This is a genomic window from Streptomyces sp. NPDC059851 (assembly GCF_042732005.1).
Taxonomy (GTDB): Bacteria; Actinomycetota; Actinomycetes; order Streptomycetales; family Streptomycetaceae; genus Streptomyces.
Genome location: NZ_JBHWJJ010000003.1, coordinates 19,661 through 45,109, shown reverse-complemented (window position 1 = coordinate 45,109; position 25,449 = coordinate 19,661). Strand labels below are relative to the sequence as shown.

The window sequence follows — 25,449 nt, the reverse complement described above, 5'->3', positions numbered from 1 at the left end:
TCGCGCTGCCGGACGGCTGCCCGCCCGCCCCCACGGCCCTCCGTGACGCCCCCCCCACGGCCCTCATGAGGCCCCGTACGGCGGCCTCCGTCGCTAGCCCACCGCCGCGGCCGCGGCCCGGCCCGCCGCGCGGCCCGAGAAGATGCAGCCGCCGAGGAAGGTCCCCTCCAGTGCGCGGTAGCCGTGCACGCCGCCGCCCCCGAAGCCGGCCGCCTCGCCGGCGGCGTACAGGCCGGGCAGCGGGTCGCCGGACTCGGTGAGCACGCGCGAGGACAGGTCGGTCTCCAGGCCGCCGAGGGACTTGCGGGTCAGGACGGACAGCCGTACGGCGATCAGCGGGCCCGCCGCGGGGTCCAGGATCCGGTGCGGGGCGGCGGTGCGGATCAGCCGGTCGCCGAGGTACTTGCGGGCGCCGCGGATCGCGGTGACCTGGAGGTCCTTGGTGAAGGGGTTGGCGATCTCCCGGTCCCGAGCCTCGACCTCCCGGCGGACGGTCGCCTCGTCGAGCAGGTCCTGACCCGTGACCGCGTTCATGCCGCGGACGAGCGCGGGCAGGTCGCGTTCGACGACGAAGTCCGCGCCGCGGTCCATGAAGGCCTGGACGGGCGCCGGTACGGCCTGCCGGGCGCGGTCGATGACGTCGCGCACGGACTTGCCGGTGAGGTCGGGGTTCTGCTCGGAGCCGGACAGGCCGAACTCCTTGCCGATGACGCGCCGGTTGAGCACGAACCAGGTGTGGTCGTGGCCCGTCCGCATGATGTGGTCGAGGGTGCCGAGGGTGTCGAAGCCGGGGAAGAGCGGTACGGGCAGCCGCCTGCCGGTGGCGTCCAGCCAGAGCGAGGAGGGGCCGGGCAGGATGCGGATGCCGTGGCGGGCCCAGATCGGGTCCCAGTTCTCGATGCCCTCGGTGTAGTGCCACATCCGGTCCTTGTTGATGTGGCGGGCGCCGGCGTCCTCGGTGATGCCCAGCATCAGCCCGTCCACGTGCGCCGGGACCCCGGAGAGCATCCGCTGCGGCGGGGTGCCCAGCCGGGCGGGCCACTGCTTGCGCACGAGGTCGTGGTTGCCGCCGATGCCGCCGCTGGCCACGATCACGGCCTGGGCGCGCAGGGAGAAGGTGCCGACGGGCGTGCGGCTGCTCGCGGAGCCGCGTTCGGCGGTGGACGGCTCCAGGATCTCGCCGGTCACGGTGTCCGGGGCGCCCGCGGTCCGGGTCAGCCCGGTGACGCGGTGGCGGAACTTCAGCCGGACCAGCCCGCGGTCGGCCCCGGCGCGGACCCGCCGTGCGAAGGGTTCGACCAGGCCGGGGCCGGTGCCCCAGGTGATGTGGAAGCGGGGTACGGAGTTCCCGTGGCCGAGGGCGCCGTAGCCGCCCCGTTCGGCCCAGCCGACCACGGGGAAGAAGCGGACGCCCCGGGCGTGCAGCCAGGGCCGCTTCTCTCCGGCGGCGAAGTCGACGTACGCCTCGGCCCAGCGGCGGGGCCAGGTGTCCTCGGGGCGGTCGAAGCCGGCGGTGCCGAGCCAGTCCTGGAGGGCGAGGTCACGGCTGTCCTTGATCCGCATCCGGCGCTGTTCGGGCGAGTCGACGAAGAACAGGCCGCCGAAGGACCAGTGCGCCTGACCGCCGAGGGACTGCTCGGGCTCCTGGTCGAGCAGGATCACCGTGCGGCCCGCGTCGACGAGCTCGGCGGTGGCCACCAGGCCCGCGAGCCCGGCCCCGATCACGATCACGTCTGCGTCGTACGTCATACGAAGTCGTCCTCCGGTCGCTGGTGGGGCAGATCCTTTGCTACGGAGCGGTAACCCGTCAATGGCGGTGGTTGGATGAACCGTGTGAGTGCTGCTGATGAAGTGCTGGACGTGGTGGACCGCGAGGACCGGGTGACCGGGCGGGCGCCGCGGGGCGAGGTGTACGCGCGGGGGCTGCTCCACCGGTGCGTGTTCGTACTGGCCCGGGATGCGGCGGGGCGGGTGTTCGTGCACCGGCGGACCGCTTCGAAGCTGGTGTTCCCGTCCCACTACGACATGTTCGTGGGCGGCGTGCTGGGCGCAGGCGAGGACTACGCCTCGGCCGCGCTGAGGGAGGCCGGGGAGGAGCTGGGGGTGGCCGGGCTGGCGCAGCCGGAACCGCTGTTCAAGTTCCTGTACGAGGGGCCGGGCGGGGCCTGGTGGTCGTACGTGCACGAGGTGCGCTGCGAGCTGCCGGTGCGGCCGCAGGAGTCCGAGGTGGCCTGGCACGCGTGGCTGCCCGAGGAGGAGCTGGCGGCCCGGATCGACGGCGGCGAGTGGCCCTGGGTGCCGGACGGGCTGGAGGCGTACCGGCGGCTGCGGGCCTTCCGGGCGGCCCGGACGCAGACCGGGACGTAGATTGGCCGGGTGATCGACTTCGGCAAGGACGTCAGGCTCTGGTTCGCCCCGCAGCGGCTGCGGGGCGAGGGCGAGACGCCCGACTACCGGTTCTCCCTGGCCAACGAGCGGACGTTCTTGGCCTGGATCCGGACCGCGCTCGCCCTGGTGGGCGGCGGTTTCGCGGTGGACCAGTTCCTGCCGGACCTGCGCTGGGGCGTGCGCGTCGGGATGGCCCTCGCCCTGTTGGTGGTGGGCGCGGCCTGCGCGCTGCGGGCGGTGAACCACTGGGTGCGCTGCGAGCGGGCGATGCGGCGGGGCGAGGACCTTCCGCTGTCCCGGTTCCCGGTGCTGCTGAGCCTGGGGGTGGGGCTGGTTGCGGCGGTGATGGTGGTGGCCGTGCTGCTCGGCTGGACGGACGGGCGGTGACGCGTCCGTCCGCGGCCTCGGACGGCCGCGACGCGGGGCTGCAACCGGAGCGGACCCGGCTGGCGTGGCGGCGTACGACGCTGGCGTGCTCGGTGGTGGCGGTCCTCGCGCTGCGACAGGCGATGCGCGGCTCGGGCGGCTCGGCGGAGGTGGCCGGGGCGGCGGTGATCGCGCTGGTGTGGCTGCTGTTCCTGTGGGTGGCGCACCGGAGGATCCGGGAGCTGGCCGTGGCCCGGCCGCCGGGCCTCGCGCCCCGGGCCGCGCTGGCGGCGGTGGCGTGCTCGGTGGCGCTGGCGGTGTTCGCGGTGGCGGTCATCCTGTGAACGCCCCGGGTCGCCACCCGAACGCCACGGCTCATCCTCTGAGCTGCCCATCGGATCGTGCGACCTGTCCACGCCACTGCGCACACAACGGACAAACAGGGAGGTAGCGCACTAGCCTCTGCGCCATGACGACCCTCCACCAGGAACACCCCACGCACGAGCACGCGCACGGCCCCGGCTGCGGGCACACGGAGGTCGCCCACGGCGACCACGTGGACTACGCACACGACGGCCACCTGCACCGCGAACACGCCGGCCACTGGGACGAGTGCGAGACGACCGCCCACACCCCGCACGACGGCCACGCCCACGCGCACGGCGAGGGCTGCGGACACGACTCCGTCCGCCACGGCGACCACCTGGACTACCTGCACGACGGCCACCGGCACGCCGCGCACGAAGGCCACTACGACGACCACTGACGCGCCCCCTCTCCCCCGGGCCGGGTCCGGCTGACAGGATGCTGATCACCTGCCACAGCGACCCGGGGAGAGCGCAGATGACCGCCGAGAAGCCGTACGTCGTCCAGCCCGCGGACGGGGTGTTCGCCTACGTCCAGCCGGACGGCGGCTGGTGCCTCAACAACGCCGGCTTCGTCAGCGACGGCGGGCGGACGCTGCTCGTCGACACCGCCGCCACGGAGCGGAGGGCGCTGGCCCTGCGCGAGGCGGTCGTCGCCGCCGGGGTGCCGCTGCCGCGCACCGTGGTCAACACCCACCACCACGGCGACCACACGTACGGCAACGGCGTGTTCGCCCCGGAGGCCCTGATCGTCGGGCACGACGGCGCCCGCGCCGAGCAGCTCGCCGCCGGGCACCAGCTGGAGCTGATCTGGCCCGCGACCGACTTCGGCGCGATCGAGATCACCCCGCCGGACCTCACGTACAGCGACCGGATGACCTTGCACCTCGGCGCCACGGAGGTGCAGGTCATCCACCCGGGCGTGGCGCACACGACCGGTGACTCGATCGTCTGGCTGCCGCGGCAGCGGGTCGTCTTCACCGGCGACCTGATCTTCTCCGGCGGCACCCCGTTCCTGGCCATGGGTTCGCTGGCCGGTTCGCTGCGGGCGCTGGAGCTGCTGCGCTCCCTGGACGCGGAGACAGTCGTACCGGGCCACGGACCGCTCACCGACCCCTCGGCGTACGAGTCCACCGAGCGCTACCTGCGGTACGTGGCCGAGCTCGCCCGGGAGGGCGGGGCGAAGGGGCTGACCCCGCTGGAGGCGGCGCGGGCGGCGGACCTCGGCGAGTTCGCGGCCTGGCGGGAGAGCGAGCGGCTGGTGGCGAACCTGCACCGGGCGTACGCGGAGCTGGCGGGTGAGCCGGAGGGGGCTCCGCTGGACATCGCGGTGGTGCTGCGGGACATGACGGTGATGAACGGCGGACAGCCGATCCTCTGCCACGCCTGACCCCGCGGCCCGGATCCTCGGGGCTCGGATTCCGGGGCCCGGGACCCTGGTCCCGGGCCCCGGATGCTTGCCGGCGGCCCGCGTCCGGGGGCCGGCGCACTGGACGACATACCGACTGGTCGGCATGATGGCCTCCGTCACCGTCAACTTCCGTACGGAGGTGTGCACCATGACCCCAGCGACCGCCCCGGCCGCTCCCCGGGGCCTCGACCTGGAGCGGCTGCGCGACCATCTGGACCGTGAACGCCCGGGGCTCCTGGCCGGGCCGCTGCGCGGCCGGCTGATCGAGGGCGGCCGGTCGAACCTCACCTACGAGGTCGACGACGGGACCGCCCGCTGGGTGGTGCGCCGCCCGCCGCTCGGGCACGTCCTGGCCACGGCGCACGACATGCGCCGCGAGCACCGGGTCATCGCGGCGCTGCACGGCACGGCAGTCCCGGTGCCGGAGCCCGTCCTGCTGTGCGAGGACGAATCGGTGCTCGGGGCCCCGTTCTACGTCATGGAGTTCGTGGACGGGGTCCCGTACCGCACCGCCGGGAAGCTGGCCGCGCTGGGGCCCGAGCGGACCCGGCGCGTGGTGCTGGGCCTGGTGGACACCCTGGTCGACCTGCACGCGGTGGACCCGCAGGAGGTCGGCCTCGGCGACTTCGGCCGGCCCGAGGGCTTCCTGGACCGGCAGTTGCGCCGCTGGGCCAAGCAGCTCGCGGCCTCCCGGGGCCGGGACCTCGCCGGCATCGACGAGCTGCACGGGGCACTCGGCCGCGCCCTGCCCCGCTCCCCCGCCGCCACCGTCGTGCACGGGGACTTCCGGCTCGACAACGTGCTGGTCGGCGGACCCGGGGACGCGGTACGGGCGGTGCTGGACTGGGAGATGTCGACGCTCGGCGATCCGCTGACCGACCTCGGGCTGCTGGTGATGTACAGCTCCGACCTGGGGCTCACCGACTCTCCCGTGAGCACGACGAGCGCCGCGCCGGGCCATCCGGCGCCGGCCGAGCTGATCGAGCGGTACGCCGCCCGCTCCGGCCGGGACACCGGGGACATCGCCTGGTACACGGCCTTCGCCTGGTTCAAGCTCGCCGTGATCCTGGAGGGCATCCACTACCGCTGGGTGCTCGGGCAGACGGTGGGCGAGGGCTTCGACCGGATCGGCGAACTGGTCCCGGTCTTCATCGAGCACGGTCTGACCACCCTCCAGGAAGGCTGAGGCACACCCATGGACTTCGCATTCGACGCCCGGACCGAGGAACTCCGCGAACGGCTCCTCGCGTTCATGGAGGAGTACGTCTACCCGGCGGAACCCGTCGCCGCCGAGCAGCGCGCGCGGCTGGCCTCGCCCTGGGACACCCCGGCCGTGTTCGGCGAACTGAAGGCCGAGGCGCGCCGCCGCGGCCTGTGGAACCTCTTCCTGCCCGACGCGCGCTACGGCGCCGACCTGACCAACCTCCAGTACGCCCCGCTCGCCGAGATCACCGGCCGCAGCCCGCACCTGGCCCCGACGGCGACCAACTGCGCCGCCCCGGACACCGGGAACATGGAGCTGCTCGCGCAATTCGGCAGCGAGGAGCAGCGCAAGCAGTGGCTGGAGCCGCTGTTGGAAGGGGAGATCCGGTCCGCGTTCGCGATGACGGAGCCCGAGGTCGCCTCCTCGGACGCCACCAACATCGAGACCCGGATCGAGCGCTCCGCGAGCGGGGACGCGTACGTGGTCACCGGGCGCAAGTGGTTCATCTCCGGCGCCATGAACCCGGACTGCCGGGTCTTCATCGTCATGGGCAAGACCGATCCGGACGGGCCCGACCCGCGTCGCCAGCAGTCGATGGTCCTCGTCCCGCGCGACACCCCGGGCGTCGAGGTCCGCCGGGCGATGACCGTGTACGGGTACGAAGACCACGACCACGGCGGGCATGCCGAGGTCGTCTTCGACGGGGCGCGGGTGCCCGCCGCGAACCTGATCGGCGAGGAGGGCGCTGGCTTCGCGATCGCCCAGGCCCGACTGGGCCCCGGCCGGATCCACCACTGCATGCGGCTGATCGGCATGGCGGAGCGGGCGATCGAGCTGATGTGCCGGCGCGCGGTGGGGCGTACGGCCTTCGGGAAGGAGCTGGCCGCGCAGGGGGTCGTGCAGAACTGGATCGCGGACGCCCGGGTCACGGTGGAGCAGCTGAGGCTGCTGGTGCTGAAGACGGCCTGGCTGATGGACACCGTCGGCAACCGCGGGGCGCACACCGAGATCCAGGCCATCAAGATCGCCACCCCGCGGGCGGTGGTGCGCATCCTGGACGACGCCGTGCAGCTGCACGGTGCGGGCGGGGTGAGCCAGGACTTCCCGCTGGCCGAGCTGTGGGCGGCGGCGCGGACGCTGCGGCTCGCGGACGGGCCGGACGAGGTGCACCAGCGCTCGCTGGCGCACCGGGAGCTGAAGCGGTACCGCTGACCGCTACGGGCGCAGGGCGCGCAGCAGCAGGTCGGCGAGGTGGTCGGCGACCTGCTGCGGGGTCAGTGGGCCGTCCGCCCGGTACCAGGTGGACAGGTGGTGGACGGAGCCGAAGTGGTAGTCCACCACCAGGTCGGCGGGTGTGGCGGTGGAGAACACGCCGGTGCGCTGACCCTCCTCGATCAGGGCGCGGAAGCGCTCGTGGTAGCGCCGGCGCTCGGCCCGCACCTGCTTGTACTTCTCCGGGCTGAGCTGGTGCATCGACCGGAAGAAGATCATCGCGTCGTCGAGGTTCTCGATGGTGGTGACGACGACGTCGGCCGCTGCGGCGCGCAGCCGCTCCTCGACGGGGGCGTCGGAACCGGCCACCGCGTCCAGGCGCTGCTGTTGGAGGCGCAGCATCCGCGCGTACACCTCGTGCAGCAGGTCGTCCTTGGAGCCGAAGTAGTGGTAGAGGGCACCCTTGGTGACCCCGGCCGCCTCGACGATCTCCTGGACGGAGGTGCGGTCGTAGCCGCGCTCCGCGAAGAGCCGCGTGGCCACGGCCAGCAGCCGCTGCGGCACCGGGGTCTCGTGGGTGCCCTCGGGCTCCGTCGTCCTGGCAGCCATGGCGCTGGCCCTCCCTTTCTGTTCCGCGGCCGGTGCGGCCCGTGTGACCGGTGCGGCCGACTGGACGACCGGCCGACTGTTTTCAGCCACGGTCGCGCAGTTCCCGTCGCAGGATCTTGCCACTCGTCGTCTTCGGCAGGACCGGCAGGATCTCCACCTGGCGCGGGTACTTGTACGCGGCCAGGCGGGCGGCGCAGTGGGCGGCCAGTTCCGCCGGCCCGGCCGAGGTGCCGGGGCGCAGGCTCACGTACGCCTTCACGGTCTCCCCCCGGTACGGGTCCGGGACGCCGACGACGGCGGCCTCGCGGACGGCGGGGTGGGTGTAGAGGACGTCCTCGACCTCGCGCGGCCAGACCTTGAAGCCGGAGGCGTTGATCACGTCCTTCTTGCGGTCGACGACGTAGAGCCAGCCGTCCCGGTCCATGAATCCGACGTCCCCCGTCCGCAGTTCGCCGTCCGGGAAGGCGCGGGCGGTCTCCGCGGGCAGGCCCCAGTAGCCGGACGCCACCTGGGGGCCGCGGACGGCTATCTCCCCGGTCTCGCCCAGGGGTACCTCGGCTCCGTGGTCGTCGAGGATGCGGACGGCGGTGTCGGCGCCGGGCAGGCCGACGGCGAGGGTGCCGGAGGCGGCGTCGACGGGTGCTTCGAGGTGTGCGGGGACGGAGGCGACGGCGGCGGTGGATTCGGTGAGGCCGTATCCGTTGCGCAGGTGGAGGCCGTAGGCGGTGCGCAGCCGGGCGACGAGGGCCGGAGGGAGGGGGGCGCCGCCGGAGGAGGTCACCCGGAACGAGGCGAAGTGGTCAGGGGTGGCGGCGGGGTGGGCGGCCAGGGCCATGAAGGCGGTGGCGGGGCCGATGGTGTAGGCGGGGCGGTGTTCGAGGAAGGCGTCGAGGACGGTGCCCGCGTCGAAGCGGTGGGCGAGGACGAGGGTGCCGGCGTTGAGGAAGCAGGCGGCGAGTTCGCAGACCATGCCGGTGATGTGGAAGAGCGGCGCGAGGGCGAAGTAGCCGGAGCCCTCGGCGATCGGGTGACCGCTGACCTGTCGCCGGGCGTTGTGGGTGAGGGCACCGTGCCGGTTCATCGCCCCCTTGGGGGTGCCGCTGGTGCCGGAGGTGTAGCTGATGAGCGCGGTGTCGGCGGCGGTGAGCCCGGGGTCGGGCGGGGCCGGGTGGCCGCGGCGGGCGACGGCGGCGAAGTCGGCGGCGTCGGAGGCCTGCGGCTGCCGCCCGGACCGCAGGACGCGCGCGTCGCCGCGGGTCTGGAAGTCCAGCTCGGACGCGGTCAGGGTGACCCGTACGGCCGTCCCGGCGGCGGCACCGCGCAGCTGCGCCGTCCAGGCGCGGTCGTCGCAGATCAGAGCGGTGGCGCCGGAATCGCACAGGATGTGCCGGGCCTCGGCCTCCTTGTACATGGGGTTGAGCGGGACCACGACGGCCCCGGCCTTCCAGGCGGCGAGGACGGCCAGCGCGAAGTGCGGGGTGTTCTGGAGCAGTACGGCGACGCGGTCGCCGCGGCCGGTGCCCCCGTCCACGAGGTACCCGGCGACGGAGTCGGAGAGCGCGTCCGCCTCGGCGTAGGAGAGGCGGCCGTCGAAGTAGGCGAGTGCGGTCCGCCCGGGGGCGCGGGCGACGGCGGCCCGGAAGGCGTGCAGCACGCTGGGCGGCGCGTCCACGGGGGCGCGCTGTGCCGGGCTGAGGAGGTTCAGCCAGGGCTTGGCGGCGTACGGGGAGGGCGGGGGCGGCGCCCCGTGCGGGGGTGCCGGGGCCCCGGACGGCGGGGGCGGCGCCTGGGTCACCTGCTCTCCCATTTCTGCTGGAGGTGGTTCATGCCGTTCAGCCAGCGGTCGGGGTCGGTGGCGCGCGCGACGTGGAAGTCCGCCACCTCGGGGTGCGGGAGGATCAAGAACCGGCCCTTCTCCATGCCGTCGAACAGTGCGTCCGCCACCGCTTCCGGCTCGATCGCGGTCGGCGCGAGGACCAGTTCGCCCGCCGAGCCCGCGGCCGTCAGCATGTCGGTGCGGACGCCCTGCGGGCAGATGGCGTGGACCCGGATGCCGCGGTGGCGGTAGGTCAGCGAGAGCCACTCCGCGAAGGCGAGCGCCCCGTGCTTGGTGACACTGTACGGGGCCGCCCCGATCATGGTGAGCAGCCCTGCGGCCGAGACGGTGGAGACGAAACGCCCGCTTCCGCGCTCCAGCCAGTCCGGGAGGAGCAGGCGGGCGGCCCGGACGTGCGCCATGACGTTGGTGTCCCAGGCGGCTTCCCACACGGCCTCGTCGGCGAAGGCGTCGCCGCCCGAGGCGAGGCCCGCGTTCGCGCAGTAGACGTCGATCTCCCCGCCCAGGGCCTCGCGGGCCTCGGCGGCGACGGCGGAGGCGTCGCCGGGGAGCGCGATCGCGCGGGCGCCGATCGCGCCGGCCACGGAGGCCGCCCGGGCGGCGTCGAGGTCGTTGACGACGACGGTGGCGCCCTCGGCGGCGAAGCGGCGGGCGAGCGCGGCACCGATGCCCCCACCCGCGCCGGTGACGACGACTCGCTGGTCCTGGTACCGGTTCGCGCTGGCGTTCACGGGTTCACCTTTCCTGGGCGGTGGGGGCGTGGGGCACCCGCGTGGGGGTGCCGGGCAGACTAACCGGTCGGTATGCCGGTGTGGAAGGGGGCCGGGGCCTAGCGTGGCGGAATGACGCTGAGGACGTCGCTGTCGCGACGGGGACTGCTCGGACTGGCGGGTAAGGCGGGCGCGGCCGGTTCCCTCGGGGCCGCCGGGGCATTCGGGGCACTCGGGGCACTCGGGGCCGAGGAGACGCTCGGGGCCGCGCGGGCGGTCGAGCCCGCCGGAGCACTCGGGGTCGCCGGGACCTCGGTGGGCGTGGGACGCGCCGCGGTGGTCACGCGTGCGGCGGACGCGGCCGGTACCAAGGACCGGGTGCGGACGGGCTTCGAGGTGCTGGCCGCGGGCGGGTACTCCGTACTCGACGGTCAGCGGGTCGGAGTGGTCACCAATCCCACCGGGATCACCGCCGACGCCCGCCACCTGGTCGACGTCCTGCACGCCGACGGGCGGGTCCGGCTCGTCGCGGTGTTCGGACCCGAGCACGGGTTCCGCGGGACGGCACAGGCGGGCGACTCGGAGGGGGCCGGCCGCGATCCCGCGACGGGGCTGCCGGTGTACGACACGTACGGCAAGAGCGGGCAGCAACTCGCGGACGTGTTCACGGCGGCCGAGGTCGACACCGTGGTCTTCGACATCCAGGACGCGGGAGCGCGCTTCTACACCTACATCTGGACGCTGTACGACTGCATGCGGGCGGCCGTGCTGGCCGACAAGGCCGTCGTCGTGCTGGACCGGCCCAATCCGGTGGGCGGGCGGCGGGCCTCGGGACCCGCGCTGGAGCCGGAGTACGCGAGCTTCGTGGGCCGGGAGCCGATCGCGCTGGCGCACGGGATGACGGCGGCCGAGCTGGCGCGGCTGTTCAACGGGGAGTTCCTGGCGGCGAAGCCGGTCAGGCTGGCGACGGTGCCGATGACGGGCTGGCGGCGGGACTCCTTCTTCGACGGGACCGGGCTGCCGTGGGTGCCGCCCAGCCCGAACATGCCGACCCCGGACACGGCGCTCGCGTACGCCGGCACCTGCCTGTTCGAGGGCACCAACCTGTCCGAGGGCCGTGGTACGGCCACGCCCTTCGAGGTGCTGGGCGCGGAGGGCATCGACCGGCGGTGGGCGGAGGCGGCCGACGCGCTGGGACTACCGGGCGTGTGGTTCCGGGAGGCGTACTTCACGCCGACCTTCTCCAAGCACGCGGGGAAGGTGTGCGGCGGGGTCCGGCTGATCGTGCACGACCGGGAGGCGTTCGACCCGGTCCGGGCCGGGATCGGGCTGTTGGTGACGGCGCGCCGGACGTGGAGCGGCTTCGCCTGGCGGTCGGACCACTGGATCGACCGGCTGACAGGCTCGGACCGGGTCCGGCGACTGGTGGACGCGGACGCGGGGGTGGAGGAGATCGCGGCGGACTGGCAGGCGGGGCTGGAGCGGTTCGCGGCGGTTCGGGAGCGGTACCTGCTGTATCCGTAGCCGCCACGTCCGCGGCCGCGGTATCCGCGGGCTCCGTATCCGCGGGCGTCGTATCCGCGGGGTGCACGGGTATGGCGGGGTGGGGGGCGGAGCAGGATCCTGTACGCCACGGCACGGCAGGGCACCAGTGGGCGCGGCGCGGAGGGGGAACCCATGGCGGCGGGTACGGGCGGGGCGGCGGGCGCGACCGGGACGGCGGGCGCGGCGGGGACCGGCATCGGGGTCGGCCCGTATGCGGAGCTGACCTTCGATGCCGAGGGCGACGCGGACGGGGCCTCCCTGCGGGCGGTGGCGGCCATGGAGGCCACGGACCTGCTGGTCTTCGCGCACGGCTGGAACAGCGACCGGTCCACCTCGACCCGCCTGTACGACCGCTTCTTCGCGCCCTTCCCAGGGCTGGTGGGGCCGGGGGTGCGGCTGGGGTACGCGGGCGTCGTATGGCCCTCGATCCGGTTCCCGGACGAGCCGATCCCGGACTTCGAGTCACCCGGGGCGGTCGCCGGGCCCGCCAGCGGGACGGCGCTGGACCCCGGTGCGCGGGAGGCGCTCGGGGCGTTCTGGCCGGGCCGCGGCGCGGAGCTGGACCGTATCGCCGAACTGCTCCGGGAGCGGCCCGGGTCGGCGGACGACCTCGTGGAGTTCGGCGCGCTGGTACGGGAGCTGGCGGGGGCCGGCGTGACGGGGGCGGTTCCCGCCATCTTCGCTGAGGACGTGCACACGGCGTGCCGGGCGCTGGCCGACGGGCTCGCCGAGGCGGGCGGGCCCGCGACCGAGGAACCCGCCGGACCCGGGCTCACCGTCGGCGGGGTCCCTCGCGGGCTGTGGCGGGGGGCCAAGGAGCTGCTGCGGCAGGCCACGTACTACCAGATGAAGAAGCGGGCCGGGGTCGTCGGCGAGCGCGGTCTCGGCCCGGTCCTCGCGGAACTGGCAGGACGGCGGCCGGCGCTGCGGATCCATCTGATCGGGCACAGTTTCGGAGCCCGGCTGGTGTCCTTCTCGCTGCGTGCGGTGCCGGACGGCGCCCGGTACGTGAAGTCCGTGACGCTGCTCCAAGGTGCCTTCTCGCACTACGCCTTCGCCGATCGGCTCCCGCACGACGAAGGGCGCGGCGGTGCTCTGCGCGGCCTGCAGCACCGGGTCGACGGGCCGGTGGTGGCGTGCCACTCCGCGCACGACGCGGCGCTCAGGGTCTTCTATCCGCTGGCCTCCCGGATGGCAGGGGATTCGGCCGGTCTGCTGGGCTTCGACCACCGCTGGGGCGCGATCGGGTACGGCGGGGTGCGGGCGGTTGCGGACGCGCCCCGGCTGACCTTGGACGAGGCGCTGCGCGGCGGCGTCCCGGCGACCGGTTGCGTCAGCGTGGACACGGCGTCCGTGGTGCGGCGCGGCGGTCCGCCCTCGGGGGCGCACAGCGACATCTGCCACGGGGAACTGGCCCGCATCGTGGTGTCTGCGGGGCGCATGGGGCGCTGAGTTCCGGCCACGTGCCACCCGTACGCCTCGACCGCCCCCGCATGCGCCTGCACCCAGCCGGGCATGTTGGGCACATCTCACGGTGCGTCGTCGTGCGACCGAGCGCGGCGCCGCGGTGTGGACTTGGGCGCGCGAGGCGGAGGTGAAGGTGTGATGGCAGGTTTCCGGAGTCTGGCCTATCAGGTGCGGGATGCGCGCAACGACCGTGCGCTGCGGCGCCATTCGCTGCGCCGGTGCCTGGAGCGGTTCGCACCGTACGGGCACCGGGCGACGTGGTGGCACCTGTGCGACCGGCACGGGATCGCCCCGGAGGACCGGGCGGCGGACCCGCAGCGGCTGGTGGCCGCGCTGGAGGAGCTGGAGGAGGCGCGGGCGGTCTGGCTGGAGTACGAGCGGCAGTTCGCGGAGCGGCGGCGGCGCGAGAAGCACGACGGGTTGCGCCGGCCGGAGTGGGCGTGGAACGGTAGCGGGGACGCGGTGGTCCGCTGCGCCGACCCGGGGGTGCGGCCGGACGGGACCCTGGCCGAGGTGCTGCGGCGGCTGGTCGCGGCCCTGGAGTCGGAGCCGGGGACGGGCTGCCCGGTCTGCGGTGAGCAGGAGCTGCACTGGCCCGGGCCGGTTCCGGGGCCGAGACGGACGCCCGGGCCGGGACGCGCGGTGGGCCGCGGAACCGGGGCGGGGCGCGCCGCTGGGTCCGGGGCCGGGAAGCAGCAGCGGGCCGGGAGCCGGGCGGGGCACGGGTCGTGGGAGGGAGCGTGGGCCTGGGACGGCCCGGTCTGCGCGGGCTGCGGGATCGTGGTGCCCAGGCCGGCGCTCGCGGACTCGGCCTGGGTCTCGCCGGCGGACGGGATGCGGGCGTCGGTGTCGGCTTCGGCCGGGGCGGCGTGAGCCTGCGGCTCCAGGTGTCGCTGAACGGTGCGCGCGGCGCCGTCGACGGGGCCGCCGTGCCGCTGTCCCCCGGGGACCTGGTGGAGTCGGCGCTGGGGGCGGTCGCCGCCGGGGCCGCGGAGGTGCTGGTCCATCCGCGGACCCCGTGCGGCCGGGAGAGCCTGTCACCCAGGGTGGTGGGGCCGCTGCTGGAGGCGTTGCGGGGCGCGGGGGTCTCCGTACCGCTGTCGGTGTGCGCGAGCACCGCCGCCGAACCGGATCCGGCGGGGCGGCTGGAGCGGGTCCGGCTCTGGAAGGTGTTGCCGGACCGGGCCGCCGTGCACTTCGCGGAACCGGGGGCGGCGGAGCTGGCGCGGGAGCTGCTGGCGCGGGGCGTGGCGGTGGACGCGGTGGTCGGGGCGGGCCGCTGCTGGGTGCCCGCGGTGCCCGGGGACCGCGCGGCGGGCGGTGCCTCAGGGACGGCCGGTGCTGCGGTTGCTGCGGGTCTGTGTGGTGCTGCGGGCGCGGGGGCGGGTGCGGGCGCCGACGCGCATGCGGGCGCGGGCGCCGACGCGCATGCGGGCGCGGGTGGCGGGGTCGGGGCGGGGACCGGTGTGGGGCCGCTGGCACGGTTCTTCGCCACCCTGGGTCCGGAGCTGGCGGGTGCAGCGCAGGTCCGGCCAGCGGTGGAACTGGCGGCGGTGCCCGCGGCCGGTCCGGCTGCGGTGGCGGGGCTCGTGGACGCGGTGTGCCGCCCCGCGGTGGGGCCCGTGCTGGTGTGCGGCCGGGAGGCCGCGGCCTGGCCGGTGCTGCGGCTGGCGGTGCGCTGCGGTGCGGATGCGCGGATCGGCCTGGGCGACGTCCTGCGGCTGCCGGACGGGCGGCCGGCCGGCTCGAACGCCGCGCTGGTGGCGGCGGCGCACGAGGCGGCCGGCGACGCCGAGGCGGCCGGTACTGGGACCGCGGGCCTGAGGGGCGGGGGCTGTCGTGGCGGTGCTGGCAGCGGTGCTACAGCCGGGAGCCCGTGAGCCGCTCGCCGAAGACGTCGTCCGGGTTGGACAGTGCGCAGGTCTTCAGGGACAGGCAGCCGCAGCCGATGCAGTCGGTCAAGTGATCGCGCAGCCGCTCCAGTTGGCTGATCCGCTGTTCGAGCTCGCTGCGCCACATGTCCGAGAGCCGGGCCCAGTCCTCCTTGGTGGGGGTGCGTTCCTCCGGCAGCTCGGCGAGGGCGTCGCGGATGGCGGCGAGCGGGATCCCGACGCGCTGGGCGGCGCGGACGAAGGCCACGCGGCGCAGGGCGTCGCGGCTGTAGCGGCGCTGGTTGCCGGCGGTGCGGCGGCTGCTGATCAGGCCTTTGGTCTCGTAGAAGTGGAGCGCGGAGACGGCCGCGCCGCTGCGGGCGGACAGCTGGCCGACGGTGAGTTCGTGGATTTTTTCGGGAATCTGCGGCACGAGGCCGAGGGTAGTCGGCCCTGCCGGGCTCCGTTGACAGATACATGCGGCCCCCGCATGCTGAGCAAGCGCTTATTCGTCCTGGGAGAGGGAGAGGCATGGTCGAGCCGAGGGTCTTCACGTCCGCCGAGGAACTGCGCGCCGGGATCGGCCGGACGCTCGGGCCGAGCGGATGGCTGGAGGTGGACCAGAAGCGGATCGACCTGTTCGCCGACGCCACCGGGGACCACCAGTGGATCCACGTGGACCCGGAGCGGGCCGCGTCCGGACCCTTCGGCACCACCATCGCGCACGGCTATCTGACGCTGTCGCTGCTGCCGAGCCTGGTCCCGCAGATCATGCGGGTCGAGGGCATGCGGATGGGCATCAACTACGGCACGGACAAGGTCCGTTTCCCGGCACCGGTGCCGGTCGGCTCCCGGCTGCGCGCCACCGCCGTGATCACCGAGGTCACGGAGGCGGGCGGCGGCGTACAGGTCGCGGCGACGGTCACGGTCGAGCGCGAGGGCGGCGACAAGCCGGTGTGCGTGGCCCAGTCGGTGTCGCGGTACTACTTCTGAGGCCCCCTACCGGGCGGGCACCGCGCCCACCATGCGCAGGACCAGGCCGGCGTACAGTTCGCCGACCTCCTCCGGGGTGCGGCTGCCGGCGGCATTGAACCAGCGGGCCACGTCGATGCACAGGGACAGGACGGCGAGCGTGGTGCCGGGGACGTCCGGAACCTGGAACTCCCCCGCCGCCACACCGTCGGTGAGGATGCGGCGCACCACGGCATCGCTCTGCCGGCGCAGGGCCACGATCTCGGAGCGGTGCTCCGGAGCGAGGGCTTCGAGCTCGTACTGGACCACGCGCGCGGTGGTGTGGTGCGCCGCGTGCCACAGCACGAAGGTCCGCACGGCCGTGCCGAGCCGGTCGGCCGAGGAGCCCGGGCCGGCAGCCGCGGTCTGCAGGATGTCGAGCGCCTTGTCGTGGCCGATCCGGCTGATCCGGTGGAGCAGTTCTTCCTTGGTCTTGTAGTGGATGTAGAGGGCGGCCGGGCTCATGCCGGCCCGCCCGGCGATGTCGCGCGTGGTCGTGGCGTGGTACCCGCGCTCGGCGAACGCCTCGACGGCGGCGATCAGCAGCCGCCGCGCGGCGTCGGGGGTGACCTCCGACCACGGCCGGTAGCCGCCCGTCGTCTCCGCCGCGCTGTCCATCGCTCGCCCACCTTCTCGTCACCGTCGGAAGGAACACCTTACCGGAGGGTGAGCAAGCGCTTAGCGCGTTGCGGCAGGGCGGGCCGGGTCCAGCGGGCTCAGAACGCGGACACCCCGGTGCGGGCACGGCCGATCAGCAGCTTCTGGATCTGGCTGGTGCCCTCGTACAGGGTCATCACGCGGGCGTCGCGCAGCAGCTTGCCCGCCGGGTACTCGTCGATGTAGCCGTAACCGCCGTGCACCTGGAGGGCGTTGCCCGCGGCGCGGACAGCGGCCTCGGAGGCGAAGAGCTTGGCGGTGGACGCCTCGGTGGCGAAGGGCTGCCCGCGGTCGATCAGGTCGGCCACCCGCCAGGTCAGCAGGCGGGCCGCGTCCACGTCCACCGAGATGTCGGCGATCAGTTCCTGGACGAGCTGGTGGTGGGCGATGGGCCGGCCGAACTGCTCCCGCCCGGCCGCGTACGAGACGGCCGCGTCCAGTGCCGCCTGCGCGATGCCGACGCATCCGGCGGCGACCGACATCCGGCCCTTGGCCAGGGCGGACATCGCCACCGAGAAGCCCTTTCCCTCTTGGCCGAGCATGGCGGAGGCGGGCACGCGGACCCCGTCGAGGACGAGTTCGGCGGTGGCCTGGCCACGCAGGCCGAGCTTGCCGTGGATCTCTCGGCGGGTGAAGCCGGGGGTGTCGGTGGGGACGAGGAAGGCGGAGATGCCGCGGTGGCCCGGCGCCCCGCCCGTGCGGGCGAAGACGAGGGCGAGGTCGGCCCAGGTGCCGTTGGTGATGAACATCTTGGTGCCGGTGAGGACGTAGGCGTCCCCCCGACGCTCGGCGCGCATGGTCAGGGCGGCGGCGTCGGAACCGGTGCCGGGCTCGGTCAGGCCGAAACAGCCGAGCGCGTCGCCGGAGCAGAGGCGGGGCAGCCAGGTGCGCTTCTGCTCCTCGGTCCCCCAGGCGTCGAGGGTCTTGGCGACCAGCCCGAGGGAGACGGAGACGATGCCGCGCACGGCGGAGTCGCCCCGGCCGAGTTCCTCGGTGACGAGCGCGTAGGCGAGGTGGTCGCCGCCGGAGCCGCCGTATTCCTCGGGGACGGTCAGGCCGAGGAAGCCGAGGGAGCCGAGCTTCTTCACGATCGCCCGGTCCACGCTTTCGGCGCGGTCCCACTCGGCGGCGTACGGGGCCACCTCGCGCTCGGTGAACGTGCGGGCGAGGCTGCGCACCGCGGTCTGCTCCTCGCTGAGCTCCAGGTTCACCGGGCACCTCCGGGGCGGTGGGGGCGGTAGCACGGGACCGCGCGGGCAGGCCGTACCGTTTAACTAGCAGCGGTAGTTTCAGGGGGGCAGGCCCTACTATGTGGCGCATGGCCAGACCGCGCAAGCCCCTGCTCAGTCGAGACCGCATCGTGGAGGCGGCGGGCGCGCTGGTGGACGCGGAGGGGCTGGAGGCGGTCTCCACGCGGCGGCTGGCAGCCGCGCTGGGGGTGAGCGGCCCCTCCCTCTACAACCACTTCCGCACGAAGGACGAGATCCTGGAGGCGGTGGCGGACGCGGTGAGCGCGCGGGTCGACCTGTCGATGTTCGAGGGTCCGGCGGGGACCGGCCCGGACTGGCGGGAGGCGCTGCGCGCGTGGGCGCACTCGTACCGGGGCGCTCTGGCCGACCACCCCAACATCGTGCCTGTACTGGCGCGGGGCCCGGGGCGGCGCCCGGCCGGACTGCGGCTGGCGGACGCGGTGTTCGGGGCCATGACGGCCGCCGGATGGCCGCCCGCACAGGCGACGCGGATCGGCGCGCTGATGCGGTACTTCATCCTGGGCTCCGCGGTGGGGTCCTTCGCCCGGGGTTTCGTGGACGACGAGGCCGCGTACGACCCGGCGGACTACCCGCACCTGGGCCGGGCCCACCTGCTGGCCGAGCGGCAGCGCGAGGTGGACGAGGGCGCGTTCGAAACGGGCCTCACCGCCCTGCTGGACGGCCTGTCCCTGCAGTACGAGGCCCTGGCCGCGCGGCAGAAGGACGACTGACGCGCGGCCGGACCGGCCGGAACGCGACGGCGGAGGTCTAGAAGACGACGAGGGAGCGGCCGCCCTTGCCGGCCAGCATCGCGTCGAAGGCGCCGGGGATGCCGTCGAGGGTGATCCGGTCGGTGACCATCGAGCCCAGGTCCAGGCGCCCGGAGCGGACGTGGTCGGCCAGCACCGGCAGGTCGCGGGCCGGGTCGCTGTTCCCGTAGACGCAGCCGGTGAGGGTGCGGGCGAAGTGGAACATCTCCAGGGCGTGGAAGGCGACCCGTTGTTCCTTGCCGCCGATACCGACGACGGTGGTGCGGCCGCCGCGGCGGGTCGACTCCCAGGCGGCGCGGATGGACTCCGCCCGGCCGACGCACTCCACGGCGACGTCCGCGCCCTGCCCGCCGGTGAGTCCGCGGATCTCCTTGGCGGTGGTGTCGGAGGCGAGGACGAACGCGGTGGCTCCGGCCGCACGGGCCAGCTCCTCCTTGGCAGGGGAGACGTCGACGGCCACGATCGGGCCCGCCCCGGCGATCCGCGCGGCCTGTAGGGCGGCGAGGCCGACCCCGCCGACGCCGAAGACGGCGACGGACTCGCCGGCCCGCACCCGGGCGCTGTGGTGGACGGCGCCGTACCCGGTGAGGACCGCACAGCCGAGCAGGGCGGCCTCGGCGAGCGGGATCCCGGCGGGCGCGGGCAGCACGCAGTTGGCCGCCACGACGGTCTCCTCGGCGAACGCGGCCACGTTGAGCCCCGGGTGCAACGGTGTGCCACCGGCGTCGTGGGCGTGGACGGCGCCGATCCCGGTGAGGGCCTTCGCGCAGAGCCAGACCTCGCCGATCGAGCAGTGGTGGCACTCCCCGCAGGACGGGGACCAGTTGAGCACCACGCCGTCGCCGGGGGCGACATGGGTGACCCCTTCGCCCACCGCGAGGACGGTGCCCGCCCCCTCGTGGCCGAGGACGGCGGGGACGGGGACCCGCATGGTGCCGTTGGTGAGGGAGAGGTCGGAGTGGCAGACCCCTGCTGCGGCGAGCCGCACCCGGACCTGCCCCGGGCCGGGATCGGGCAGCACGATCTCCCGTATCTCCAGCGGGGCTCCGACGGCGGGCAGGATGGCGGCGCGGACCATGGTCGATTCCGTCTCTCGGGATCGGGGGCGGGCGGGGTGCGGCGGGGCGGGAACGGGGCGGGGGCGGCGGTCGGGAGCTGCCGGGCGGCTCAGAACTGCAGGGACTTGGTCTGGAGGTACTCCGCCAGACCGTGCCGGCCGAGCTCGCGCCCCACACCGGACTGCTTGTAGCCGCCGAAGGGCGCGAGCAGGTTGAAGCGGCCGCCGTTGATGTCCACCTGGCCGGTGTCCATGCGCCGGGCGAAGGCGACGGCGGTCTCTTCGTCGGCCGCCCAGACGGCGCCGCCGAGTCCGTACACGGTGCTGTTGGCGATGCGCAGGGCGTCGTCCTGGTCCTCGTACGGGAGGATCGACAGCACCGGGCCGAAGATTTCCTCCTGGGCGATGGTCATCTCGGGCGTGACGTCGGCGAAGACGGTCGGGGCGATGTAGTACCCGCGGTCGTGCGGCGCGTCCGGGCCGCCGGCGACGAGTCGCGCGCCCTCCTCGATGCCCTTGGCGATGTAGCCGCGCACGCGGTCGCGCTGCTTGGCGTTGACCACCGGGCCGAGGCGGGTGCCCGGTTCGCGGGGGTCGCCACAGGGGTAGGTGGCGACGGCGGCGGCCGCGAGGGAGACCGCCTCCTCGTACTGGTCGCGGTGGACGAGCATGCGGGTGAGCGCGTTGCAGCTCTGGCCGGAGTTGTTCATGACGTGGCCGACGCCCGTCGCGACGGCCTTGGCCAGGTCGGCCCCGGGCAGGATGACGTTGGCCGACTTCCCGCCGAGTTCGAGGGCGACGCGCTTGACGGCGGCACCGGCCACGGCGCCGATCCGCTTGCCGACCGCGGTGGAGCCGGTGAAGGAGACCAGGTCGACCCCTTCGTGCGCGGCCAGCGCCTGCCCGGCGACCGGGCCGGTACCGGTCACCAGGTTGAACACTCCGGCCGGGATGCCCGCCTCGTGCACGGCTTCGGCGAAGAGCTGTGCGGTCAGCGGGGTGTCCTCGGCCGGCTTGAGGACGAGGGTGCAGCCGGCGGCGAGAGCGGGCGCCACCTTGGCAACGATCTGGTGCAGCGGGTAGTTCCAGGGCGTGATGGCCCCGACCACGCCGACCGGCTCCAGCAGCACCGTCGAGTTCCCGATCCGCTCCTCGAAGGCGTACGAGGCCGCCAGCTCGGCGAAGGAGGAGGCGACCGCGATCGGCGCCCCGACGTGGACCATCTCGGTGAAGCCGACCGGGGCGCCGAGCTCGGCGGTGATGGTCTCGGTGAACTCGGCCTTGCGGGCCACGAGTACATCGCGCAGGGCCCCGATCAGGGCCGCACGCCGGGCCGGGGGCACCGCCGACCAGCCGGGGAGGGCCGCACGGGCCGCCCGTACCGCCGCGTCCACGTCCTCGACGGTACCGGCCGGGACCCCGCCGAGGACCTGCTCGTCGGCGGGGTTGACGACCTCGATCCGGTCGCGACCGGCGGCCGGCCGCCATTCACCGGCGATGTACATCCCGTCGTGGGCCTTCATGGCATTTCCTCCCGAGCACGCACGAGCGCATGGACTGACCTCGTGTGGACACCCTACAAACTAGCGTCGATAGTTTTCCGGGCGCCAGGCTCGGGCCGGGTCAGATGATGCCGAAAAGCATCCCCGCCCCGAGGACGACGAGCGAGGTGAGCGCCGCCCATTTCACGGTGAAGCGGGTGTGGTCGCCGAACTCGACCTTGGCCATGCCCACGAGGACGTAGACGGCCGGAACCAGCGGGCTGGACATGTGCAGGGCCTGGCCCACGAGGGAGGCGCGGGCGATCTCCAGGGGGGAGACGCCGTGCGCCGCACCGGCCTCGGCGAGGACGGGCAGTACGCCGAAGTAGAAGCCGTCGTTGGACATGAAGTAGGTGAGCGGCAGACTGAGCAGGCCGGTGACCAGGGCCATGTGCGGGCCCATGCCCTCGGGGACGGCGCCTACGAGCCAGTCGGCCATGTGCTTGACCATGCCGGTACCGCTGAGGACTCCCGTGAAGACGGCGGCCGCGAAGACCATGCCGGCGACGTTCAGGACGTTGTCCGCGTGGGCGGCGATACGGGCCTTCTGGTCGGGCACGTGCGGGAAGTTGACGGTGAGGGCGAGGGCGGCGCCGAGGAGGAAGAGCACCGGGATGGGCAGCAGCTCCGTCATCATCGCGGTGAGGAGGGCGATGGTCAGGCCGGCGTTGAACCAGTAGAGGCGGGGGCGGAGGGTCGGGCGGGAGGGGTCGAGCCCCTTGAGGTCGCCGTCCTGCGGCCCGTCGGCGACCGCGCCGCCGCCGACGGACGCGGGGGCGGGGGCGGAGGCAGATCCGGGGTCGGAGGCGGACCCGGAACCGGAACCGGCATGGGTGTGGGTCCCGGCACCGGCGGATCCCTTGCCCGCGGCGACCAGCTGCTGCCCGGCCTTCTGCCCGGCGCGCCCTCCGGTTGCGTCGACGTCCTCGCCCTCGTCGTCCTGCTCGGCGTCGGCGGGGAGCACCAGTGTGCCGACCCGGCGGCGTTCCTTCAGCCCGAGGACGTAGGCGAGGGCGAACACGAACAGCAGGCCGACCGCCAGGGCGGGGATCATCGGGACGAAGATGTCGGCGGCGTCGAGCTTGAGGGCCGTGGCGGCCCGTGCCGTGGGGCCGCCCCAGGGCAGGGTGTTCATGACGCCGTTGGCGGTGGCGGCCACGCCCGTCATGACGACGAGGCTGAGCCCGAGCCGCTTGTAGAGGGGGTACATGGCGGAGACGGTGATCATGAAGGTGGTCGAGCCGTCGCCGTCGAGGGAGACGATCGCGGCGAGTACCGCGGTCCCGACCACGACGCGCATCGGGTCGGCCTTGCAGAAGCGCAGGATGCCGCGCACGATCGGGTCGAACAGGCCGACGTCGATCATCAGGCCGAAGTAGACGATGGCGAACATGAGCATGGCAGCGGTCGGCGCGAGTTTGCCGACGCCTTCGATGACGTAGTCGCCGAGGTGGGCGCCCTTGCCTGCGAACACGCAGAAGAGCGCGGGGATGAGGACGAGCGCCGCGATGGGCGACATTTTCTTCATCATGATCAGGACCAGGAAGGTGGCGATCATGGCGAAGCCGAGGAAGGTCAGCATGCAGGGAACGTAGGGGCCGCGTCCGGAGCCCAACAAGACGTCCGTGTGTGAGCAATACGAGCAAAACCCCAGCTCAGGGCAGGGGTGTGAGCTCGACCGGGAAACCGTTGAGGACGGCCGTGCCGGACAGCGGGTCGAGCCGGGTGCCGTCGAGGAGCTGGTTGACGTTGGCTCCGGGCGCGGCGGCGGCCACGGACAGGCGGGTGCCCTCGCGGTCGTGGCCCCAGCCGTGCGGGAGGCTCACCACCCCCGTGCGGACGGTGTCGGTCACCTCGATCGGGACTTCGAGACTGCCGCCGTCGGCTGTGATCAGGGCGCGGCCGCCCGCGGTGAGGCCGAGCCGCTCGGCGTCCACGGGATTCACCTGGAGGGTGCACCGGTTGGAACCTCCGGCGAGGGCCGGGACGTTGTGCAGCCAGCTGTTGTTCGACCGCAGGTGGCGGCGGCCCACGAGCACGAGGGCGGCGGGGCGTTCGGCGAGCGCCGCGCGCAGCCGGGGCAGCTCGGCCGCGATCGGGTCGGGCAGCAGCTCGATCCTGCCGCTGCGCGTCCTCAGCACGCCCGGGAGCCGGGGCCGCAGCGGGCCCAGGTCGATGCCGTGCGGATGCGCAAGCAGCCGCTCCAAGTTCAGCCCCGCAGCGCCGTGCCCCTCGCCGCCCGGTCCCCCGCCCGGGGCTGACGCGGCCGCGGCCGCCCCCGCACCCCCTCCCGCGGCCCCTCCTCCGCCGCCGACCACGGCGCCGAACCGGTCGCCGTACGGGCCGAGCCGGAGCATCAGGTCGAGCCGCCGCTCGGGGCCGCTCTCCCCGGTGAGGAGACCGGCGAGGCGAGCCGGGTCCTGCCCGTGCAGCGGCGAGTGCGGGTCGGCGGTCTCCTTGGCGAGGGCGGCCAGGATGACCGGCTCGTCGACGGCGGCGCCGACGTCGGGGACGGCGGGGCCGTGCAGGCCCTGCGACGGCGAGGACGAGGCGGGCATGGATCTCGCACTCGTCGCGCTGTCCCGCCGCCGGGGGGACGGCGGCGCGGGTGTAGCGGGCCTGGTTGCGGATGGCGAAGCCGTTGAAGGCGAAGTCGTGGTGCGCGCTCTGCGAGGGCGGCGGGGGCGGCAGCACGACGTGGGCGTGGCGCGAGGTCTCGTTCAGGTACGGGTCGACGCTGACCAGGAAATCGAGCCCGGCCAGGGCCGCGTCGAGGCGTCGCCCGTCGGGGGCGGACAGCACCGGGTTCGCGGCGATGGCGACCACGGCACGGATCCTCCCCTCTCCCGGCGTTTCGATCTCCTCGGCCAGGGCGGCGATGGGCAGCTCCGACTTGGCCTCGGGGTGGCCGCTGACCCGACTGTGCCAGCGGCCCACGGCGAAGCCCTTGCCGGGACCTGCGGGGCGGGGCCGCGGTCCGGCGGCCGGGAGCGGGAAGAGGGCTCCGCCCGGTCGGTCCAGGTTGCCGGTCAGGACGTTGAGCACGTCGACCAGCCAGCTGGCGAGGGTGCCGTGGGCGACGGTGCAGCTGCCGATCCGCCCGTACACGGCGGCGGTGGGTGCGGCCGCCAGATCGCGGGCGAGGGTGCGGATCTCGGGGGCCGTGAGGTCGCAGGCGGCGGCAACGGCCTCAGGGGTGAAACTCCCGAGGGCGTCGGCGAGTTCCCCGAGGCCGAGGAGGTGTTCCCCGAGGGCGCCGGGGGCGGCGAGCCGTTCGGCGAGCAGTGTGTGCGCCAGGGCTGCCAGCAGCAGGGCGTCGCTGCCGGGGCGGGGCGCGAGGTGGCGGTCGGCGAGCCGGGCGGTGCGGGTGCGGCGCGGGTCGACGACGACGAGGGTGCCGCCGCGGGCGCGCAGCGCCTTGAGCCGTCCGGGGAAGTCGGGGGCGGTGCAAAGGGAGCCGTTGGACTCGACGGGATTGGCGCCGATGAGGAGCAGGAAGTCGGTGCGGTCGAGGTCGGGGACCGGGATCGCGAACGGGTCGCCGAAGAGGAGTCCGCTGGAGACGTGCTTGGGCATCTGGTCGAGGGTGCTGGCGGTGAAGAGGTTGCGGGTGCCGAGGGCCTTGAGGAGCAGCGGCGGGTAGAGGGCGCCGGCCATGGTGTGGACGTTCGGGTTGCCGAGGACGACGCCGACGGACTGGGCCCCGTACTCCTGCACGAGGGCGGGAAGGGCGGTGGCGACGGCCTCGAAGGCCTCGTCCCAGCCGGCCTCGCGGAGCCGTCCGCCGCTGCGGACGAGGGGAGTGCGCAGCCGGTCGGGGTCGGAGTCGAGGGCGCCGAAGGCCGCTCCCTTGGGGCAGATGAAGCCGCGGCTGAAGACGTCGTCGCGGTCCCCGCGGGCGCCGGTGACGGTGGTGCCGTCGAGGGTGAGGGTCAGGCCGCAGGTGGCTTCGCAGAGGGGGCAGATGCGCAGGGCGGTGCGGGGCATGGGCCCTCCAGGGGCGTCAGGCTGCGGCGCGGGCACGCGGGCGCACCGAGCATACCGACCGGTAGGCACGGCGGGGAGGTCCTGGGTCCAGGCGGGTCGGAAGCCGCGACCGCCAACGGCCCGTCCGGGGTCGGGGCACATCGGGGCCGTACGGGGACGGCAGTGGGTAAGGCTGGGCGGGCGGTGGGTCC

Annotated in this window: 23 protein-coding genes and 2 pseudogenes; 13 read left to right on the top strand and 12 right to left on the bottom strand. The window is 74.2% G+C overall.

Annotated elements, in window-relative coordinates; genetic code table 11:
- Positions 1 to 93: 93 nt before the first annotated feature.
- Complete coding sequence (locus tag ACFV7Q_RS01375) at positions 94 to 1,749, bottom strand: FAD-binding dehydrogenase (RefSeq protein ID WP_385422316.1); 1,656 nt, start codon at positions 1,747 to 1,749, stop codon at positions 94 to 96.
- A gap of 75 nt (positions 1,750 to 1,824) precedes the next feature.
- Here ACFV7Q_RS01375 and ACFV7Q_RS01370 point away from each other — a divergent pair, with 75 nt between their 5' ends.
- The 7 genes from ACFV7Q_RS01370 to ACFV7Q_RS01340 all read left to right on the top strand — a co-directional run bounded on the left by ACFV7Q_RS01370 (position 1,825) and on the right by ACFV7Q_RS01340 (position 6,946).
- Positions 1,825 to 2,367 carry an NUDIX hydrolase gene (locus ACFV7Q_RS01370; protein WP_385422314.1) on the top strand — a complete coding sequence of 181 codons (543 nt, stop codon included), beginning with the start codon at positions 1,825 to 1,827 and terminating at the stop codon, positions 2,365 to 2,367.
- A 9-nt stretch (positions 2,368 to 2,376) separates the two neighbouring features.
- Positions 2,377 to 2,775 (top strand): YidH family protein, encoded by a 399-nt coding sequence (locus tag ACFV7Q_RS01365; protein ID WP_385422312.1) that lies wholly within the window; start codon positions 2,377 to 2,379, stop codon positions 2,773 to 2,775.
- The gene (locus ACFV7Q_RS01360; RefSeq protein WP_385422310.1) at positions 2,772 to 3,098 is read left to right on the top strand and encodes a DUF202 domain-containing protein; all 327 of its coding nucleotides are present in this window, start codon (positions 2,772 to 2,774) and stop codon (positions 3,096 to 3,098) included. Before ACFV7Q_RS01365 ends, ACFV7Q_RS01360 begins: the two co-directional genes overlap by 4 nt.
- A 125-nt stretch (positions 3,099 to 3,223) precedes the next feature.
- On the top strand, positions 3,224 to 3,520 hold the full coding sequence (locus ACFV7Q_RS01355; RefSeq protein WP_385422308.1) for a hypothetical protein: 297 nt from the start codon (positions 3,224 to 3,226) through the stop codon (positions 3,518 to 3,520).
- Between the two features lie 77 nt (positions 3,521 to 3,597).
- Positions 3,598 to 4,509 (top strand): MBL fold metallo-hydrolase, encoded by a 912-nt coding sequence (locus tag ACFV7Q_RS01350; RefSeq protein WP_385422306.1) that lies wholly within the window; start codon positions 3,598 to 3,600, stop codon positions 4,507 to 4,509.
- A gap of 169 nt (positions 4,510 to 4,678) precedes the next feature.
- Complete coding sequence (locus ACFV7Q_RS01345; RefSeq protein WP_385422304.1) at positions 4,679 to 5,716, top strand: phosphotransferase family protein; 1,038 nt, start codon at positions 4,679 to 4,681, stop codon at positions 5,714 to 5,716.
- Positions 5,717 to 5,725: 9 nt separating this feature from the next.
- Positions 5,726 to 6,946 carry an acyl-CoA dehydrogenase family protein gene (locus ACFV7Q_RS01340; protein WP_385422303.1) on the top strand — a complete coding sequence of 407 codons (1,221 nt, stop codon included), beginning with the start codon at positions 5,726 to 5,728 and terminating at the stop codon, positions 6,944 to 6,946.
- 3 nt (positions 6,947 to 6,949) lie between these two features.
- Here ACFV7Q_RS01340 and ACFV7Q_RS01335 read toward each other — a convergent pair whose 3' ends face one another.
- From ACFV7Q_RS01335 to ACFV7Q_RS01325, 3 genes are all read right to left on the bottom strand, one after another.
- Positions 6,950 to 7,555 (bottom strand): TetR/AcrR family transcriptional regulator, encoded by a 606-nt coding sequence (locus ACFV7Q_RS01335; protein WP_385422301.1) that lies wholly within the window; start codon positions 7,553 to 7,555, stop codon positions 6,950 to 6,952.
- Positions 7,556 to 7,637: 82 nt separating this feature from the next.
- On the bottom strand, positions 7,638 to 9,350 hold the full coding sequence (locus tag ACFV7Q_RS01330; protein ID WP_385422299.1) for an AMP-binding protein: 1,713 nt from the start codon (positions 9,348 to 9,350) through the stop codon (positions 7,638 to 7,640).
- Positions 9,347 to 10,123 carry an SDR family oxidoreductase gene (locus ACFV7Q_RS01325; protein ID WP_385422297.1) on the bottom strand — a complete coding sequence of 259 codons (777 nt, stop codon included), beginning with the start codon at positions 10,121 to 10,123 and terminating at the stop codon, positions 9,347 to 9,349. The genes ACFV7Q_RS01330 and ACFV7Q_RS01325 overlap by 4 nt, the downstream gene beginning before the upstream one ends.
- Before the next feature lie 111 nt (positions 10,124 to 10,234).
- Between ACFV7Q_RS01325 and ACFV7Q_RS01320 the strand changes: the two genes are divergently transcribed.
- From ACFV7Q_RS01320 to ACFV7Q_RS01305, 4 genes are all read left to right on the top strand, one after another.
- Positions 10,235 to 11,626 carry an exo-beta-N-acetylmuramidase NamZ domain-containing protein gene (locus ACFV7Q_RS01320; RefSeq protein ID WP_385422295.1) on the top strand — a complete coding sequence of 464 codons (1,392 nt, stop codon included), beginning with the start codon at positions 10,235 to 10,237 and terminating at the stop codon, positions 11,624 to 11,626.
- A gap of 153 nt (positions 11,627 to 11,779) precedes the next feature.
- Positions 11,780 to 13,099, top strand: coding sequence for a serine-threonine protein kinase (locus tag ACFV7Q_RS01315; protein WP_385422293.1), 1,320 nt, complete (start codon positions 11,780 to 11,782; stop codon positions 13,097 to 13,099).
- Between the two features lie 153 nt (positions 13,100 to 13,252).
- A complete protein-coding gene (locus ACFV7Q_RS01310; RefSeq protein WP_385422291.1) occupies positions 13,253 to 13,987 on the top strand; it encodes a hypothetical protein in 735 nt (244 codons plus the stop codon).
- Positions 13,984 to 14,994 carry a 3-keto-5-aminohexanoate cleavage protein gene (locus ACFV7Q_RS01305; protein ID WP_385422289.1) on the top strand — a complete coding sequence of 337 codons (1,011 nt, stop codon included), beginning with the start codon at positions 13,984 to 13,986 and terminating at the stop codon, positions 14,992 to 14,994. Before ACFV7Q_RS01310 ends, ACFV7Q_RS01305 begins: the two co-directional genes overlap by 4 nt.
- On the opposite strand, the gene soxR is transcribed toward ACFV7Q_RS01305, so the two are convergent.
- Complete coding sequence (gene soxR, locus ACFV7Q_RS01300; RefSeq protein WP_385422287.1) at positions 14,975 to 15,418, bottom strand: redox-sensitive transcriptional activator SoxR; 444 nt, start codon at positions 15,416 to 15,418, stop codon at positions 14,975 to 14,977. The genes ACFV7Q_RS01305 and soxR overlap by 20 nt on opposite strands.
- Before the next feature lie 98 nt (positions 15,419 to 15,516).
- On the opposite strand from soxR, the gene ACFV7Q_RS01295 reads away from it, so the two are divergent.
- Complete coding sequence (locus ACFV7Q_RS01295) at positions 15,517 to 15,978, top strand: MaoC family dehydratase (RefSeq protein ID WP_385422285.1); 462 nt, start codon at positions 15,517 to 15,519, stop codon at positions 15,976 to 15,978.
- A gap of 6 nt (positions 15,979 to 15,984) precedes the next feature.
- Here the strand turns inward: ACFV7Q_RS01295 and ACFV7Q_RS01290 are convergent, their stop codons facing one another.
- Positions 15,985 to 16,614, bottom strand: a complete 630-nt coding sequence (locus ACFV7Q_RS01290; protein ID WP_385422283.1) for a TetR/AcrR family transcriptional regulator — start codon at positions 16,612 to 16,614, stop codon at positions 15,985 to 15,987.
- A gap of 98 nt (positions 16,615 to 16,712) precedes the next feature.
- The gene (locus tag ACFV7Q_RS01285) at positions 16,713 to 17,864 is read right to left on the bottom strand and encodes an acyl-CoA dehydrogenase family protein (RefSeq protein ID WP_385422281.1); all 1,152 of its coding nucleotides are present in this window, start codon (positions 17,862 to 17,864) and stop codon (positions 16,713 to 16,715) included.
- 107 nt (positions 17,865 to 17,971) lie between these two features.
- Here ACFV7Q_RS01285 and ACFV7Q_RS01280 point away from each other — a divergent pair, with 107 nt between their 5' ends.
- Positions 17,972 to 18,634 carry a TetR/AcrR family transcriptional regulator gene (locus tag ACFV7Q_RS01280; RefSeq protein WP_385422279.1) on the top strand — a complete coding sequence of 221 codons (663 nt, stop codon included), beginning with the start codon at positions 17,972 to 17,974 and terminating at the stop codon, positions 18,632 to 18,634.
- Between the two features lie 37 nt (positions 18,635 to 18,671).
- On the opposite strand, the gene ACFV7Q_RS01275 is transcribed toward ACFV7Q_RS01280, so the two are convergent.
- From ACFV7Q_RS01275 to ACFV7Q_RS01255, 5 genes and pseudogenes are all read right to left on the bottom strand, one after another.
- Complete coding sequence (locus ACFV7Q_RS01275; RefSeq protein ID WP_385422277.1) at positions 18,672 to 19,751, bottom strand: Zn-dependent alcohol dehydrogenase; 1,080 nt, start codon at positions 19,749 to 19,751, stop codon at positions 18,672 to 18,674.
- Between the two features lie 89 nt (positions 19,752 to 19,840).
- A complete protein-coding gene (locus ACFV7Q_RS01270; protein ID WP_385422275.1) occupies positions 19,841 to 21,253 on the bottom strand; it encodes an aldehyde dehydrogenase family protein in 1,413 nt (470 codons plus the stop codon).
- Between the two features lie 100 nt (positions 21,254 to 21,353).
- Positions 21,354 to 22,853 (bottom strand): CitMHS family transporter, encoded by a 1,500-nt coding sequence (locus tag ACFV7Q_RS01265; protein WP_385422273.1) that lies wholly within the window; start codon positions 22,851 to 22,853, stop codon positions 21,354 to 21,356.
- Between the two features lie 73 nt (positions 22,854 to 22,926).
- Positions 22,927 to 23,487: pseudogene (locus tag ACFV7Q_RS01260) on the bottom strand (molybdopterin dinucleotide binding domain-containing protein); the annotation flags it as partial.
- A 120-nt stretch (positions 23,488 to 23,607) separates the two neighbouring features.
- Positions 23,608 to 25,258, bottom strand: a pseudogene (locus tag ACFV7Q_RS01255) (molybdopterin-dependent oxidoreductase); the annotation flags it as partial.
- Positions 25,259 to 25,449 lie beyond the last annotated feature (191 nt).

What these genes read in the sequence shown, in the direction of transcription:
- ACFV7Q_RS01375 (WP_385422316.1), bottom strand. Translation starts at nt 1,749, where the DNA reads ATGACGTACGACGCAGACGTGATCGTGATCGGGGCCGGGCTCGCGGGC.
- ACFV7Q_RS01370 (WP_385422314.1), top strand. Translation starts at nt 1,825, where the DNA reads ATGAACCGTGTGAGTGCTGCTGATGAAGTGCTGGACGTGGTGGACCGC.
- ACFV7Q_RS01355 (WP_385422308.1), top strand. Translation starts at nt 3,224, where the DNA reads ATGACGACCCTCCACCAGGAACACCCCACGCACGAGCACGCGCACGGC.
- ACFV7Q_RS01350 (WP_385422306.1), top strand. Translation starts at nt 3,598, where the DNA reads ATGACCGCCGAGAAGCCGTACGTCGTCCAGCCCGCGGACGGGGTGTTC.
- ACFV7Q_RS01345 (WP_385422304.1), top strand. Translation starts at nt 4,679, where the DNA reads ATGACCCCAGCGACCGCCCCGGCCGCTCCCCGGGGCCTCGACCTGGAG.
- ACFV7Q_RS01340 (WP_385422303.1), top strand. Translation starts at nt 5,726, where the DNA reads ATGGACTTCGCATTCGACGCCCGGACCGAGGAACTCCGCGAACGGCTC.
- ACFV7Q_RS01335 (WP_385422301.1), bottom strand. Translation starts at nt 7,555, where the DNA reads ATGGCTGCCAGGACGACGGAGCCCGAGGGCACCCACGAGACCCCGGTG.
- ACFV7Q_RS01320 (WP_385422295.1), top strand. Translation starts at nt 10,235, where the DNA reads ATGACGCTGAGGACGTCGCTGTCGCGACGGGGACTGCTCGGACTGGCG.
- ACFV7Q_RS01315 (WP_385422293.1), top strand. Translation starts at nt 11,780, where the DNA reads ATGGCGGCGGGTACGGGCGGGGCGGCGGGCGCGACCGGGACGGCGGGC.
- ACFV7Q_RS01310 (WP_385422291.1), top strand. Translation starts at nt 13,253, where the DNA reads ATGGCAGGTTTCCGGAGTCTGGCCTATCAGGTGCGGGATGCGCGCAAC.
- ACFV7Q_RS01295 (WP_385422285.1), top strand. Translation starts at nt 15,517, where the DNA reads ATGGTCGAGCCGAGGGTCTTCACGTCCGCCGAGGAACTGCGCGCCGGG.
- ACFV7Q_RS01290 (WP_385422283.1), bottom strand. Translation starts at nt 16,614, where the DNA reads ATGGACAGCGCGGCGGAGACGACGGGCGGCTACCGGCCGTGGTCGGAG.
- ACFV7Q_RS01280 (WP_385422279.1), top strand. Translation starts at nt 17,972, where the DNA reads ATGGCCAGACCGCGCAAGCCCCTGCTCAGTCGAGACCGCATCGTGGAG.
- ACFV7Q_RS01275 (WP_385422277.1), bottom strand. Translation starts at nt 19,751, where the DNA reads ATGGTCCGCGCCGCCATCCTGCCCGCCGTCGGAGCCCCGCTGGAGATA.
- ACFV7Q_RS01270 (WP_385422275.1), bottom strand. Translation starts at nt 21,253, where the DNA reads ATGAAGGCCCACGACGGGATGTACATCGCCGGTGAATGGCGGCCGGCC.
- ACFV7Q_RS01265 (WP_385422273.1), bottom strand. Translation starts at nt 22,853, where the DNA reads ATGCTGACCTTCCTCGGCTTCGCCATGATCGCCACCTTCCTGGTCCTG.